The organism is Pandoraea vervacti, from assembly GCF_000934605.2.
GTDB lineage: Bacteria > Pseudomonadota > Gammaproteobacteria > Burkholderiales > Burkholderiaceae > Pandoraea > Pandoraea vervacti.
Genome location: NZ_CP010897.2, coordinates 72,785 through 88,071, shown reverse-complemented (window position 1 = coordinate 88,071; position 15,287 = coordinate 72,785). Strand labels below are relative to the sequence as shown.

Genomic DNA, 15,287 nt, shown 5'->3' with positions numbered 1-15,287 from the left:
TCGCCGGTGTTGCCGGTGTTGCCGGTGTCGCCGGTGTTGCCGGTGTTGCCGGTGTTGCCGGTGTTGCCGGTGTTGCCGGTGTCGCCGTGTCGCCGGTGTTGCTGGTGGCGCCGATGGCGGACCGCCTTGCCGGGCCGTTGGCGACGCCCGGCGCAGGCGTGGATCGATTGGCGCCCTACTTGCTACTTCGCTGTGACGGCATCCTCCGGTGTCACCACCGTCGCGCCCGTGGCGGCCGTTTGCGCCAACACGGGTTTGAGTGCGATCCCGGTGTGGCTCGCCTTCACCGTTGCCAGCACATCGGGCGATGTCGCAGCGACAACGGTCCCACCGTCCTTGCCCCCTTCCGGTCCCATGTCGACGATCCAGTCGGCCTCGGCAATCACATCGAGGTTGTGCTCGATGACGACGACCGTATGTCCACCGTTCACCAACCGATGCAGCACGTTGATGAGACGCGCCACATCGGCCATGTGCAGACCGACGGTCGGCTCGTCGAGCACATATAGCGTGTGCGGCGACTTCTGGCCGCGACGCGTAATGTCGTCGCGCACCTTGGTCAACTCCGTCACCAGCTTGATACGCTGCGCTTCGCCGCCCGAGAGCGTCGGCGATGGCTGCCCCAACGTGAGATAGCCAAGTCCGACGTCCTTCATCAATTGCAGCGGATGCGCAATACTCGGCATCGATGCGAAGAACTCGACGGCTTCGTCCACTTCCATGGTCAGCACGTCGCCAATGCTCTTGCCGCGCCAGGTGACCGCCAGCGTCTCGGCATTGAAACGCTGTCCGTGGCAGACGTCGCACAATACCTTCACGTCCGCGAGGAAACTCATGCCGATGGTGCGCACCCCCTGTCCCTCGCACGCCGGGCAGCGGCCTTCCCCGGTATTGAAGGAGAAGCGCGACGCCGAATAACCACGAGCTCGCGCTTCGAGCGTATCGGCAAACAACCGGCGGATCGTATCCCAGAAGCCGATGTACGTTGCCGGGCATGAACGCGGCGTCTTGCCGATCGGCGTCTGATCGACTTCGAGGACACGATCGATCGTCTCCCAGCCGGTCACCGACTCGCAGCCATGCCAGGCATGCACCACCGCACGGCGCGGTTCTGCCGGGGCCTCCGACTTCGCGCGCGGCTTGCCATCGGCCTTGACCGCATGACGCACGGTGCCTTTGCGCGCCCGACGTTCGGCCGGCGAAGACAATACGGAACGGCCCACGGCATCGAGCAGGTTCGTCATCAGCACGTCGCGCGCAAGCGTCGACTTTCCCGACCCCGACACGCCGGTGATTGCCGTGAGGCGGGCGAGCGGCAACGACGCCGTCACGTTCTTCAGGTTGTGCAGCGTGGCGCCATGCACCGTCAGCCAATGCGGCGGCACCGCCTCGGCGCCCTTCGCCGGCGCCACGACTTCGCGGCGCGGTTGAATCGGGTGTTGCAACGGATGCGCGAGAAACTTGCCGGTGAGCGAGTCGGGATGGGACGCAAGGTCTGCCACGTTGCCCTGCGCGACGAGCGTGCCGCCGCGCTTGCCCGCGCCCGGTCCAATATCGATGATGTGATCGGCGCGGCGAATCGTGTCTTCGTCATGCTCGACGACGACCAGCGTGTTGCCCTGATCGCCGAGCTTGCGCAACGCGCCGAGCAGAATGCCGTTATCGCGCGGATGCAGACCGATGGTCGGCTCGTCCAGTACGTAGCAAACGCCCTGCAAATTGCTGCCGAGCTGTGCCGCGAGTCGAATGCGTTGCGACTCACCGCCCGAGAGCGTGGGTGCCGCGCGGTCGAGCGTGAGGTAGCCCAGACCCACTTCCTCCAGAAACTCGAGACGCCCCTGAATCTCGCTGATCAGATCGCGTGCAATGCTCGCCTCGCGCCCCGTCAGCTCGAGCCCCTGAATCCACTCACGCGTATCCGTCACGGTCCATTGGGCCACGTCGGAAATGGCGTGCTCGTCAAACGTCACCGCCCGCGCGACGTTATTCAGACGCGCACCATGACAGTCCGGACACGGCTGATCCCCCACGTCTTCCGGCTCCTGGTCCTGCGACGGCAAGGCATGTTCGCGCCCGCGATTGTCCTGATTGAGCACCGTATCGTCGAACGCTTCGCGCTGCTCGCGCGTAAGCGCCAGTCCGGTACCCACGCAAGTCGTACACCAGCCGTGTTTGCTATTGAACGAGAACATGCGCGGATCGAGGTCCGGGTAGCTCGTACCGCACACCGGACACGCGCGCTTGACCGAAAACACCTCGATCTCGCCCACGCCTTCGCCCGGCTGCTCGTCGCTCATGGTGTCGCCCAGGCCATCGAGCGGTGCGAGCAGATGCATCACCCCCTTGCCCAGTTCCAGCGCCGCCGCGAGCAGCGTGCGCAGCAACCCTTCGTTCTCGGGCGTGACCACCACGTCGCCGACCGGCAATTCGATGGTGTGTTCGCGAAAGCGATCGAGCTTCGGCCACGGATCGACGGGCAGGAACACGCCGTCCACCCGCAGGTGCGAATGCCCGCGCGCCTTGGCCCACTTCGCCAGATCGGTATAGATCCCCTTGCGTCCGACGACGAGTGGCGCGAGCAGCCCGACGTGCTGCCCCCGTCGGTCGCGCATCAACTGCGCGACGATCGAATCGGGACTCTGCGCGGTGACCGGCGCGCCGTCGTGGATGCAATGCTGAATGCCAAGCTTCACGTACAGCAGACGCAGGAAGTGCCAGACTTCCGTGGTCGTCGCGACCGTACTCTTGCGCCCGCCACGCGACAGACGCTGCTCGATGGCGACCGTCGGCGGAATGCCATAGACCGCGTCGACTTCCGGGCGTCCCGCCGGCTGCACGATGGAGCGCGCGTAGGCGTTGAGCGATTCGAGGTAACGGCGCTGACCTTCGTTGAACAGGATGTCGAACGCAAGCGTCGACTTGCCCGAGCCGGACACGCCGGTGATCACGCTGAACTTGCCGCGTGGAATGGACACATCGAGCGACTTGAGGTTGTGTTCGCGCGCATTGACGATCCGAATGTCGTTGCCGCCGGCGGGCATGCCGGGCATGCCGGGCATGCGTGCGGTACGCGCCGCACGCAAGGCGGTTTGCAGCGGCATGCCGGCGTCACCGCCAGCCATGCCCGACGCCACCGCCTGCGCAGGTCCCACCACCGTGCGTTCGTAATCGGCGAGCGCGCGCCCGGTGTGCGAGCCCTCGCACGCCACGACTTGCGCGAGCGTGCCGGCGCACAGCACTTCACCCCCGCCTTCGCCGCCTTCCGGCCCCAGATCGATGATCCAGTCTGCCGCGCGCACCACGTCCAGATTGTGTTCGATGACGAGCAGCGAGTTGCCGCCGTCGAGCAGCTTGCCGAACGCGCGCATCAGTTTGGCGATGTCGTCGAAGTGCAGACCAGTGGTCGGTTCGTCGAAGATGAACAGGCGTCCGCGATGGGCCACCTTCTGGCCGCTCGCGGTCTTCTTCTGCGCCGCTTCCGCGAGGAAGCCAGCGAGCTTCAGGCGCTGCGCTTCGCCGCCCGAAAGCGTTGGCACGGGCTGGCCCAGCTTCACGTACTCGAGACCGACATCGACGATGGGCTGCAACACGCGCAGCACGTCGCGATCCGACGAGAACAGCTTCACGGCTTCGTTGACGGTGAGCTCGAGGACATCCGATACGCTCAGTTCGCGCATCGCTTCGCCCGGCACCGCGCGTTGAATCTTCACGTCCAGCACTTCCGCGCGATAACGCTTGCCGTCGCAGTCCGGGCAACGCAGATACACGTCGCTCAGGAACTGCATTTCCACGTGCTCGAAGCCCGAGCCGCCGCAAGTCGGACAGCGGCCATTGCCGGAGTTGAAGCTGAACGTGCTGGCGTTGTAGCCACGTTGGAGCGCCACCGGTTCGGCCGCGAACAGTTTGCGAATCTCGTCGAACGCGCCGACATAACTCGCCGGGTTCGAGCGCGCCGTCTTGCCGATGGGCGACTGGTCGACGAACACGACGCCCGACAACTGCTCGGCGCCGATCAATTCGTCGTGCGCGCCCGGGGCTTCGGTCGGGTCCCCGAAGTGACGCGCCAGCGCAGGATTCAGAATGTCCTGCACCAACGTCGACTTGCCGGAACCGGACACACCTGTCACGCACACGAGGCGTCCCAGCGGAATGTCGACGTCGACGTGCTTGAGGTTGTGCTCGCGCGCGCCGGTCAGGGTGAGACGCGGTGTCGCGTCATCGACCGGACGCGCACGCCAGTTCGAGGCGTTGGCCACGTGCTTGCGTCCGCCGAGATAGCTGCCCGTGAGCGTGTCGGCCTGGCGCACTTCCTCCGGCGTGCCGTCGAACACGATCTGACCGCCGCGCTCGCCCGGGCCGGGCCCCATGTCGATCACACGGTCCGCCGCAAGCATCACCGCGGGGTCGTGCTCCACGACGACAAGCGTATTGCCGGCGTCACGCAGTCGATGCATGGCGGCCACGATACGGTCCATATCGCGAGGGTGCAGGCCGATGCTCGGCTCGTCGAGAACGAACAGCGTATTGACGAGCGACGTGCCAAGGGCCGTCGTCAGGTTGATACGCTGCACCTCGCCGCCTGAAAGCGTACGACTCTGGCGATCGAGCGTGAGGTAGCCGATGCCGACGTCGCAAAGGTACTTCAGGCGCGTGCCGACTTCCTCCTGCAACAGCTTGAGCGCATCGTCGAGCAGGCTGGAGGGCAGCGTGAGCGAATCGAAAAACTGGCGCACGCGCGTGATCGGCATGAGCATCAGATCGTGCATGGTCAGCCCGGGCAGCGCTTCGAGCTGTTCGCGCGACCACGACACGCCGCGCGGCATGAAGCGTTGAGCAGGCGGCAGCACAGCGTCGGCATTCTCCTTCGAGCCCAGACGCCACAGCAGCCCCTCCGTCTTCAGGCGCGCCCCGCCACAGGTCTCGCACGTGGTGTAGCTGCGGTACTTCGAGAGCAGCACGCGAATGTGCATCTTGTACGCCTTCGACTCGAGGTAGCCGAAGAAGCGACGAATGCCGTACCACTGCTTGTTCCACTCGCCCTTCCAGTCCGGGTCGCCTTCGATGACCCACTCGCGATGCTCGGGCGAGAGCTTCGACCAGGGGGTGTCGCGCGGAATCCCGGCCTTGCCGGCGTACTCGAGCAGGTCGTCCTGGATCTCTTTCCACGCGGGCGTCTGAATGGTCTTGACGGCACCGCCACGCAGCGTTTTGCGCTCATCGGGAATCACCAATCCCAGATCGACGCCGATCACCCGACCGAAACCGCGGCAGGCCTCGCAGGCGCCGTATGCGGAATTGAACGAGAAGAGCGCCGGTTGCGGGTCGGCGTAGTGCAGATCGCTGTCGGGGCAGTGCAGGTCCTGCGAATAGCGCCAGATGTCCGGCTCGCCCGTCTCGGCGAGCACATAGACGTTCATGCGCGCGCGGCCGCGTTTGAGCGACGACTCGATGGCTTCCATCGCGCGCGCCTTCTCCGTGTTCTGCAAACGGAACCGGTCGGCAACGACGTCGAGCACCTTGCGCGTGCCCTCGGCGGTCGTGACTTCGCGCTCGGCCTGCACGCGCGTGTAGCCGGACGCCGAGAGCCACTGTTCGACTTCGTCGGGCGTGACGGTCGCGGGCAGTTCGACCGGGAACGTGACGACCAGACGCGGGTCGTCCTTCGCGGTACGCGCCATGAGGTCGGCGTAGATCGTCTCGGGTGTGTCGTGACGCACCGGTTGCGCCGTCTCACGATCGAACAGCGCCGCCGCACGGGCAAAGAGCAGCTTGAGGTGGTCGTTGAGTTCGGTCATCGTGCCGACCGTCGAGCGCGAGCTGCGCACCGGATTGGTCTGGTCGATGGCGATGGCGGGCGGCACCCCTTCCACATGGTCGACCTGCGGGCGGTCCATGCGATCGAGGAACTGACGCGCATAAGCGCTGAACGTCTCGACGTAGCGACGCTGGCCTTCGGCAAACAGCGTGTCGAACACCAGGCTCGACTTGCCGGAACCGGATGGGCCGGTCACGACGGTCATCTCGCCGGTCTGAAGATCGACGTCGAGGTTCTTAAGGTTGTGCTGGCGAGCGCCACGGATACGAATGGCGTGGCTGGCCGACGGGTCGGGTTTGGAGGGCTTATCCACTTGGTCTCTGGGCAGACGAGAGAGCGCGTACGCGCCTTGGGGTAACTACTCTATCAGGCCGATACGACAGTCGCTGGCAGCATTCATGCGTCGCCCGGCACGCGATGATTGTACTGTATATTTGTACAGCATCCATCGATTCCCATGTTGAAGGTGGTTGTAATTCCAGGGGCCCTCGCCTCACTCCGACCAGGCCACCCCAGCCACTCCCAACGCAATGTACACACATATGTATTTACATTCATCCGGCCAACGCCTAGAGTATTCGCATGACGCTTTCCTGCTGGAGTCCCTCATGCACTTCACCCGCGCATTCCGCAACGGCAATTCGCAAGCCGTGCGCATTCCTGCCGAACTGGCTTATGCGAATACCGACCTGGAACTCGAGATCGAGCGCATAGGCGACGAAATTCGCATTCGACCGCGCCGCCGCCCGCTCGCCGGCGTGCTCGACAAGTTCGCCCGATTCGGCGACGACGTCATGGCCGAAGGTCGCGGCGATCAGGAACAGTCCGATCGCGAGGCGCTGTAATGGCGCGCTACATGCTGGACACCAACATCTGCATCTACCTGATGAAGCATCAGCCCGAGGCGGTCGCGAAACGATTTGCGCAGTGCCATGTAGGCGATGTCGTGATGTCGGCGATCACGTTTGCGGAGCTTTCGTTCGGCGTTTCCGTCTGTGCGAACCCCGCCCGGGAGCGTCACCATCTTGCGGCATTAGTTGAGGATATTCCGGTTTTGCCGTTCGACGCCGTCGCCGCCACGGCCTACGGTCCGGTGCGCGAGGCCACACGCGAGCGCCGCAAGGACCAGCTCGACAAATTGATCGCCTCACACGCCATCTCGCTCGGCGTCACGCTGGTCACGAACAACGAACGTGATTTCGCCGCCTATCCCGGCCTGCAAATGGAAAACTGGCTGAACGACGCCTGATCTCGACACGATCCGCGCTTTCCGGTGCGCCCTTCACTTCGGCCCCCCGATCGATTGTCCGATCGTCCGATTGCCCGATCCCCGCTGTTTTCGTCAGTCCCGTCTTCCATCCGTCACCGCGCGATAGGTCATGATATGATGCGAATGATTATCATTAACCTGAGCAGCGACTAGATCAGCGACGGTTGCGTGCCGATGCAGCCAAGCCAAGACCATGATGCGTGACGACAACGGGGGACGCCAAGACTACGCACGCGCCGACGCGTCCGGCGTGGCCGCGCTCTATCACGATCACCACGGCTGGCTGCGCAACTGGTTGCAACGCAAGCTCGGCAACCACGGCGACGCCGCCGACCTCGCACACGACACCTTCGTGCGCCTGCTCAGCAAGGACACCCCGGTGTGCCCGCGCGAACCGCGCGCCTTCCTCACCGTCGTCGCGCAAGGACTCGTTGCCAATCTGCATCGCCATCGCAAGATCGAAGCCGCGTATCTGGAAGTGCTTGCGGCACAACCCGAAGCCGTCGCGCCCGACCCGGAAACCCGCGCGATCCTGCTCCAGACACTCATCGACATCGACCGCCGCCTCGACGGCCTGCCGCCTGTGGTGCGTCGCGTCTTCCTCCTGTCGCAACTCGACGGTCTGGCCCAACGCGAGATCGCCGAGACTGTCGGCATCTCCATCGCCACCGTCCAGCGCCACATTGTCAGGGCGCTGCATGCCTGCTGCTTCGGAGGTCCCGCCGCATGAGCCGCACCGTGCCGTCCACGCCACTGCCCGAGGCGATCACGCTGGCCGCTACCGAATGGTTCGTCCGGCTGCAAGCCCTCGGCATCGATGTCAATGCGGAAAAAAGCACGGACAAAAGTGCGCACGTGGGCAAGGACAACGATGCGAACGCACGAGCCAATGCCGATGTCCGGGCTGGTTGGCAGCGCTGGCACGATGCCGACGCACGGCATGCGCTCGCGTGGCGGCGTCTCGTCGAGTTCGGCGCCCACCTGCGGACCATTCCGCCGCTCGTGGCGCATAACACGCTCGTGCGTGCCCGCGCCAACCAGGGCAGACGCCGAATGCTGGGCCTCATCGCCGTCGCGGGCGTGACCGGCGCCGTCTGGTCGGCCAGCGAGTCGAACAGCGTGCGCGCATGGCGGGCGGATCTGCGTACCGGTGTGGGTGAGCGACGCACCGTGCAACTCGCCGACGGCACCACCCTGGCGCTGAACACCGATTCCGCCGTGGACGTGCATTTCTCGCAGGACGAGCGCCGCTTGCGGCTCGTGCAGGGGGAAATCGCGATCACCACCGGGGCCGACGCCGACCATGGGCATCGCCCATACTTCGTCGATACCGCGCAGGGCAGCCTACAGGCGCTCGGTACACGCTTCGTCGTGCGTGAGCGCGGCGACAGTGCCGCCGTTGCCGTGCTCGAAGGCGCGGTGCGCGTGGCGCCGGCCAACCGCGCAGGCGCCGCCGTGGTGCTGAGCGCAGGGCAGGGCGCGAGCTTCGATCGTGCCGCGCTGCGGTATCGCTTCGACGATGCGAGCATCGCCAACGCCACCGCCGCATGGACACAGGGCATGCTCATCGTGCATGCCATGCCGCTCGGCGACTTCCTCAGCGAACTGGGCCGATATCGACGCGGTCATCTTGGATGCGCGCCGGAAGTCGCCGGGCTGCGCGTGTCGGGCATCTATCCGGTCGACGATACCGATCGCGTGCTCGACATGCTCTCGCGTGCGTTGCCGGTAGCGGTACAGCGCTACACCCGCTGGTTTGTCCGCCTGCAGCCCGTCACGCGCACCGGGACGTCGTTCAGCAGCGCACCTGATGGCGCACCGGATCAGGCACCCCATGTTGCGCCCACGTTGCGCGCCATTGGCGGCGACCGCACCCACACCTGAACCGCCCGGGACACCGTCACGCAAAAATATTTTGACGTCGGATGAGGGGTTTTCGAATCTCGCGGGGCATAGACAGGAATGCCCGTTTCGATGTTTCGATGCTCCAACGAAAGGAATCCGCCGTCATGCCTTCTCACGTCAGCCCCACGCCTGTGCGTGGTGAGACCGTCGCCGCCCACCGTGCCATGAGCGCCATGGCGCTTGCCGCAGGCACGTTGTTCACCGTGGCCGCCCTTACGGCAATCACGGCCTCGAACGCCCGCGCGCAATCGGCTGCGCCCACCGTGCCCGCCACGGCTGCCCGTGCCGCTCTGTCGCTACACATTCCCGCCGGTTCCCTGCAACAGGGGCTCGTCGCCTTCGCCCAGCAAACCGGCCTGATGATTTCCTACGACGCCGCCCACATCGCCGACAAACGCACGGCGGGCGTCTCGGGCAGCTACACGCCGTCGCTCGCGCTCGCGATTCTGATCGAGGGCACCGGTCTGCAAGCGACCGGCCAGCCCAACGGCGGTTATATCGTCGCGCCCGGTCCGAACGCTGCGACCGGCGCCGATGCGGGCCCCGCTGTCGCGCTGGCGCAGACGAACGTGACCGCACAGGCCGAGCGCGACGTCGCGCGTGGCCCGGTCGTCGGCTATGTGGCGACCCGCAGCGACACGGCGACGAAGTCGGACACGTCGATCATGCAGACGTCCCAATCGATCAGCGTGATTCCCCGCGATCAGATGAACGATCAGGCCGTGCAGACGGTGACCGACGCACTCAAGTACGCCGCCGGCGTGAACGCCGACCCCTACGGCAGCGATACCCGCGCCGACTGGTTCTACATTCGCGGCTTCAACGCCGACGTCTACTGGGACGGCCTGCGCGTGCCGCAGATCGCGAACCGCCCCGGCAGCTACGCCGCCGTTCGCGTGGATCCGTACACGCCCGAGCGCGTGGAAGTCCTGCGCGGTCCGAGCTCGATCCTTTACGGCGCGGGCAACCTCGGGGGCCTCGTCAATCTCGTGAGCAAAGCGCCCAGCGCGGAGGCCTATCGCGAGATCGGCATCGACTACGGCACGTTCGACCGGCGGCAGCTGCGCGTGGACATGACCGGCCCCGCCAACGAAGACGGCACGCTGCTCTACCGCATCACGGGCCTTGGCCGCATGTCGAACGCGCAGACCGACAACGTGAGCGACGACCGTCTCATGATCCAGCCGTCCATTACCTGGCGGCCGAACGCGCAAACGAGCTTCACGTGGTTCGTGAACTACATGCAGGACAACATGGGATCGTCGGTCAGCTATGGCCCAGCGCTCGGCATGGTCAATCCGTCGCGCTGGGGGCGCATCGACCGCGAGCTGCTCACGGGCGATCCGTCGTTCGACCGCTATCGCAAAACGCAGGTGGCGACCGGCTATCGCTTCGAGCATCGCGTGAACGACGCCGTGCAAATCCGCTCTACGGCGCGCTTCACGCACATGGATCTCGATTACAAGTCCATCTACGGCACCGCGTTGCTCGCCGATCAGCGCACGTACCAGCGCACCGCCTATCAGGCCGCGCCGATCCTCAATGGCTGGCAGCTCGACAATAACGTGCAGTACGACACGAAGACCGGCCCCGTCGCCCACAAAGTGGTCGGCGGCGTGGACTTTCAGACGCAGCGCTTCCTGAACCGCGTATGGACGGGCACGGCGCCGTCGCTCGACCTTTATGCGCCGGTCTATGGCGTGAAGGGCGTGCTGCCCGCCAATCCCACGACGAGCACCGACCAGACGCAAACGCAGCTCGGTCTGTACTTGCAGGATCAGATGCGTTGGGATCGCTGGTATCTCACGCTGGGTGGCCGCGAGGATTTCACGTGGTCCACGACCGACAACAACATCGCGAAAACGTCGGTGGAGCAAACGCCGAACAAGTTCACGTGGCGCGCCGGCTTGCTGTACGAATCGGCCATCGGCCTGTCGCCGTACTTCAGCTATTCGACGTCGTTCCTGCCCACGCTCTCGACCAACCTTGCGGGCGCCCCCTTGCAGCCGACAACCGGCGAGCAGTACGAGATCGGTCTGAAGTATCAACCGTTGAATACCAATGCGATCTTCACGGCGTCGCTGTTCAACCTGACGCAACAGAATGTCTCGACCGCCGATCCGGCCAACACGCGCAACACGATCCAGACGGGCGAAGTGCGTTCGCGCGGCGTGGAACTGGAAGCCCGCATGAGCCTGACGTCCAGACTCAACATGGTGGCGAGCTACACCTATCAGGACGTGGAAGTCACGCGCAGCAACAACACCGATCTGGGAAAACGCCCTTACGGCGTGCCGCGCAACATGGCCTCGCTTTGGGCCGATTACAACTTCGGCAGCGTGGGTGACGCCAAGCTCGGCGCCGGCGCCGGCATTCGCTACATCGGGCAGACGGCAGGCGACTCGGTGAACTCGTTTTCCGTGGCCAGCGTGACGCTCGTGGACGCTTCGCTGCACGCCGACATCGGCTGGCGCTGGCGCGTGCAGCTCAATGCGAGCAACCTGTTCGATCGAACCTATGTCGCCGGATGCAACACCACCGTGCAGTGCTATTACGGCACGGGCCGCACGGTGCTCGGTAGCGTCACGGCCCGCTGGTAAAGCGTTGGCGAGCGTCAGCACGGCGCTCGATCCTGCGCCCGTGTCGATGGAGTAGCATGGCGAAATCCGGGCTCTCCTTTGCACGACATGGGCGCAATTCTCGCGGCGCGCGGCATGATGCGGCGCGCCACCTCCGCCACCCTCGCCAGCAACGGCGTCTCCTTCCTGGCAAGGCACGACGACGAGACGGCCGACTTTCCGCCGCCGCCGGGCCATCGCGGCGGCACGGTCCCTCTCGCATGGCTTCTGTCACGCCTATCACTCCCGTTGATTCCGCTGCTCCCGTTGTTCCTGTTGCTCGGCGCGTGCGCCAGCGCGCCGGACCAACCTCCGGCCTCGCCATCCGCATCGGTCGCAGCGCCGGTCACGCGCTACAACGTGAGCCGCTTCCCCATCGAGCACTACGATCAGACGGTCGATCGCTGGATCCGACCCGATGCGCCCGACTACGATCTGCCGCTGCTCCCGGCACAGGAGCAGAGGAAGCGGTTCGAAGCGTTTCGCGCACGCTACTTCGGCGCCGGGCCACGCGACGCGTCGCCGTGGAACGAGACATGGCTCTCGACGTCGCTCCTGAACGCCGCGGGCGCCGCACAGATCGCAGACGCGCAGGCCCGTCGCGCCAGACGCTTCGACAACGGCCGTGCCGGCGTGCGCAAGACCTACGGTGAGAACTTTCAGCCGCATACCACCGCGTGGAACCGCGCCATCGAAACGAACATGGCGCTCGCGCAGCTCGACGCGGACCATGCCAGTTGGGCCTATGATCCGCGCCGTCGCGGCATTACCGTCGACAACGCGCTTGTCCGACTGCTGCCGACGAACGATCCGGCGTTCTACGATTTCCGTGAAGCGGGCGAGGGCTATCCGTTCGATGCCTTGCAAGACTCCGCGCTGCGCCCGGGCACCCCGGTCTACACGCTGGCGCGCAGCGGCGACGGCGCGTGGCTGCTCGTCTACTCGCCCGATCTGATCGGCTGGATCGACGCCCGCACGGTAGCGACGGTCGACGAGCGTTTCGTCGCCACCTGGCGCGCGGCGGCCGAGCGTGCCCTCGGCGCCATCGTGCGCGCAGACGTGCCATTGAGCGACGTGGCGCAAGGCACGTCGACACCGCTCTACCGAACGTTCGCCCCGATCGGCACGGTGTTGCCGATGACGCGCTCGCGCGAGGGTCGTCAGATGGCCATGTTCCCGGTGGCGGACGTGCAGCGTCAGGCGCAGATCCGGATGGCGGCACTCGACGCATCGAGTCTCGTGCCGATGCCGTGGGCCCTCACGCCGCGCCACGTGGCGCAGGTGTTGAAGCAGCAGATCGGGCGTCCGTACGGGTGGGGCAACACGCTGTTCTACAACGATTGCTCTGCCGAGACGCGCAGTCTTTTCGCGCCCTTCGGCGTGTGGCTGCCACGTCACTCGTCCGATCAGTTGCGCGCCGGAAAACGCATCGACCTGCGCAACGCCGACATCGACACGCGCCTGCGCACGCTCGCCGAGCGCGGCCGGCCCCTCATGACGCTCATTCACATCAACGGGCACATCATGCTGTATCTCGGCAACGCCGAGCATAAGGGGGCGAGTGTGCCGATGACGTATCAGAACCTCTGGGGGCTGTCGCCGGCCGACAATAGCCGTCGCAATGTGATCGGCGGGTCGGTCATCCTGCCGTTGCTCAAGACATTCCCGGAAGACCCCGAGGTCCGCTCACAGGCGAGCAAGCCGCTGTTCGAGCTCAGTGTGATCGGCGGCGAACTGAGCGATGCCGGTGACGCCGGCGATGCTGCACGTGCGCCAAGCGTCGACACCGAGGAGGAGATGCCGCAGTAGTTGTCGTCGTTGCCATCTTCGCTGTCCTTGTCGCTACGGTTGTCGCGCAAGACGCTTCGGCGAGCTGGCGCAGGCGTTCAGAAACGCTCGGCGCGAAACGGCGACGGATCGACGATCGGCGACTCGCCGGTCATCAACTCGGCAATGAGACGTCCCGTCACCGGACCGAGCGTCAGCCCGTGATGCGCATGACCGAACGCGAACCACAGATCGCGATGGCGCGGCGCTGGACCGATGATCGGCTTCATGTCGGGCGTGCACGGTCGGCGTCCAAGCCATGGCACCGGATCGACGCGCTCGCCCAGCGGAAACGTCTCGCGCGCCAGCGGTTCGACGGCGGCCAATTGCGTCGGTGTCGGCGGCGTGTCTCGCAATCCCAGTTCGACACCGGTCGTCAGACGGATGCCGCGCGTCATCGGCGTGATGAGGAACCCATGTTCCGCGTCGAGCACCGGCTGGTTGAGGTCCGCCCCCGGCTGCGCGCGGTAATGCATGTGATAGCCGCGTTTGACCGCCAACGGGAACCGGTATCCCAACGCGCGCGTCACCGTCTCTGCCCACGGGCCGAGCGCCACGACGGCGCGTCGGCCTTCGATACGGCCCGCTTCCGTCTGCACCGACCAGTGCGGCTGCAAGGTCGTGGCGTCCCCGGTGTACACCCGGCCGCCCAACGATTCGAAGTAGCGGGCGTACGCACCCACGAGGGCGCCGGGATCGCTGACGGAGTCCGACGCGGTGTATCGCAGCCCGCCCACCAGGGCGTGTGTGAGCGACGGCTCCTCGACACGCAGGCGTGGTGCGTCGAGCCGCTCGAACGGCACGCCGTATTCCGTGCGCCAGCGTTCGGCATCGCGCAGTGCGGCGTCCATGGCGGCCGTCGTGCGAAACACTTTGACCCAGCCGCCTTCACGCAACAGATCCTGCGCGCCCGACGCCGCGATCAACTCGCGATGCTCCGTCACGCAATGCGCGATCAGCGTGCTGTAGTCGCGCGCGATCGCCGCATGACGCGCCGGTGCCGAGTGATGCCAGTAGCGTGCAAGGAAAGGCGCGATCGTGCCCATGGCCAACGGGTGATAGCGAACATCGGTCGACCGGTTGCGTGCGAAGCGAAGGATCGTGGCGAGATCGCGCGGAAATGCGTAGGGATACACGCCTTCGCGCTGAATCAGCCCGGCGTTGCCGAACGAAGTTTCGTTGCCGGGCGATTTGCGGTCGATGAGGGCGACCGACATACCGCGTCGCTGCAAATGCACGGCGACGGAAACACCTACGATACCGGCACCTAGCACCAGGGCGTCAAACGTCATGTGCGTGCGCCTGACGGGTCGTCAGACGATCCGAAGGAAAGAGGTGGAAGAAGAGGCAGGGGCAGGGGGCAGGGCCCACGCGCGCCGGGTCGCGCAGCAGTGAGCCCATGGCGCACACAACCGGCGGCGAAATTACGCCAGTGCGGTCACGGCGATTTCGACATCGAGACCGGCGCGCATGAGCGGCGACTGCACGCAGGCGCGCGTCGGCGCGTGGCCTTCGGGCACCCAGGCGTCCCACACGGCGTTGAATTCGGCGAAGTGCTTGGCATCCGAGAGCCAGATGTTGGCGGTGAGCAGACGCAACTTGCTCACGCCCGCTTCAGCGAGCAGCGAATCGATGCGCTGGAGAATATTGGTGGTCTGCTCGGTCACCGACACGTTGGCCGTCTCCGGGACCTGACCGGCCAGATAGACCACGCCGTTGGCGATCACGATCTGGCTCATGCGGGCGTTGGTGTGCAGACGTTTGATTTCGTTCGACATAGGGGGGCACCGTAGGAAAGGTAGACGGGCCGGGAGTCGGCCCGGGTGCCGCTATCTTATACGACGCTTGCGGA

The 15,287-nt window shown here is 65.5% G+C and carries 9 protein-coding genes; 6 read left to right on the top strand and 3 right to left on the bottom strand.

Translation table 11 applies throughout. The annotated features are described in order from the left end of the window. Positions 1 to 182: 182 nt before the first annotated feature. Entirely contained in the window at positions 183 to 6,128 is a 5,946-nt protein-coding gene (gene uvrA, locus UC34_RS00375; RefSeq protein WP_044453219.1) for an excinuclease ABC subunit UvrA, read from the bottom strand. Between the two features lie 295 nt (positions 6,129 to 6,423). Here uvrA and vapB point away from each other — a divergent pair, with 295 nt between their 5' ends. The 6 genes from vapB to UC34_RS00345 all read left to right on the top strand — a co-directional run bounded on the left by vapB (position 6,424) and on the right by UC34_RS00345 (position 13,417). Then, complete coding sequence (vapB, locus tag UC34_RS00370; RefSeq protein WP_044453218.1) at positions 6,424 to 6,660, top strand: type II toxin-antitoxin system VapB family antitoxin; 237 nt, start codon at positions 6,424 to 6,426, stop codon at positions 6,658 to 6,660. Further along, complete coding sequence (locus UC34_RS00365; RefSeq protein ID WP_044453217.1) at positions 6,660 to 7,064, top strand: type II toxin-antitoxin system VapC family toxin; 405 nt, start codon at positions 6,660 to 6,662, stop codon at positions 7,062 to 7,064. Before vapB ends, UC34_RS00365 begins: the two co-directional genes overlap by 1 nt. 214 nt (positions 7,065 to 7,278) lie before the next feature. Then, entirely contained in the window at positions 7,279 to 7,815 is a 537-nt protein-coding gene (locus UC34_RS00360; RefSeq protein ID WP_237165201.1) for a sigma-70 family RNA polymerase sigma factor, read from the top strand. After that, a complete protein-coding gene (locus UC34_RS00355; RefSeq protein ID WP_052810841.1) occupies positions 7,812 to 8,969 on the top strand; it encodes a FecR domain-containing protein in 1,158 nt (385 codons plus the stop codon). Before UC34_RS00360 ends, UC34_RS00355 begins: the two co-directional genes overlap by 4 nt. 125 nt (positions 8,970 to 9,094) lie before the next feature. Continuing rightward, positions 9,095 to 11,590, top strand: coding sequence for a TonB-dependent siderophore receptor (locus tag UC34_RS00350; RefSeq protein ID WP_044457555.1), 2,496 nt, complete (start codon positions 9,095 to 9,097; stop codon positions 11,588 to 11,590). An 87-nt stretch (positions 11,591 to 11,677) separates the two neighbouring features. Beyond that, positions 11,678 to 13,417 (top strand): SH3 domain-containing C40 family peptidase, encoded by a 1,740-nt coding sequence (locus UC34_RS00345; RefSeq protein ID WP_052810839.1) that lies wholly within the window; start codon positions 11,678 to 11,680, stop codon positions 13,415 to 13,417. A 77-nt stretch (positions 13,418 to 13,494) separates the two neighbouring features. On the opposite strand, the gene UC34_RS00340 is transcribed toward UC34_RS00345, so the two are convergent. Together UC34_RS00340 and UC34_RS00335 are read right to left on the bottom strand one after the other, a co-directional pair. Further along, a complete protein-coding gene (locus UC34_RS00340) occupies positions 13,495 to 14,727 on the bottom strand; it encodes an NAD(P)/FAD-dependent oxidoreductase (RefSeq protein WP_044453216.1) in 1,233 nt (410 codons plus the stop codon). 132 nt (positions 14,728 to 14,859) lie between these two features. Further along, a complete protein-coding gene (locus UC34_RS00335) occupies positions 14,860 to 15,213 on the bottom strand; it encodes a RidA family protein (RefSeq protein WP_044453215.1) in 354 nt (117 codons plus the stop codon). Positions 15,214 to 15,287 lie beyond the last annotated feature (74 nt).

Excerpts from the sequence above, each read along its gene's own strand:
- vapB (WP_044453218.1), top strand. The coding sequence starts at position 6,424 with ATGCACTTCACCCGCGCATTCCGCAACGGCAATTCGCAAGCCGTGCGC.
- UC34_RS00365 (WP_044453217.1), top strand. The coding sequence starts at position 6,660 with ATGGCGCGCTACATGCTGGACACCAACATCTGCATCTACCTGATGAAG.
- UC34_RS00360 (WP_237165201.1), top strand. The coding sequence starts at position 7,279 with ATGATGCGTGACGACAACGGGGGACGCCAAGACTACGCACGCGCCGAC.
- UC34_RS00355 (WP_052810841.1), top strand. The coding sequence starts at position 7,812 with ATGAGCCGCACCGTGCCGTCCACGCCACTGCCCGAGGCGATCACGCTG.
- UC34_RS00350 (WP_044457555.1), top strand. The coding sequence starts at position 9,095 with ATGCCTTCTCACGTCAGCCCCACGCCTGTGCGTGGTGAGACCGTCGCC.
- UC34_RS00345 (WP_052810839.1), top strand. The coding sequence starts at position 11,678 with ATGGGCGCAATTCTCGCGGCGCGCGGCATGATGCGGCGCGCCACCTCC.
- UC34_RS00340 (WP_044453216.1), bottom strand. The coding sequence starts at position 14,727 with ATGACGTTTGACGCCCTGGTGCTAGGTGCCGGTATCGTAGGTGTTTCC.
- UC34_RS00335 (WP_044453215.1), bottom strand. The coding sequence starts at position 15,213 with ATGTCGAACGAAATCAAACGTCTGCACACCAACGCCCGCATGAGCCAG.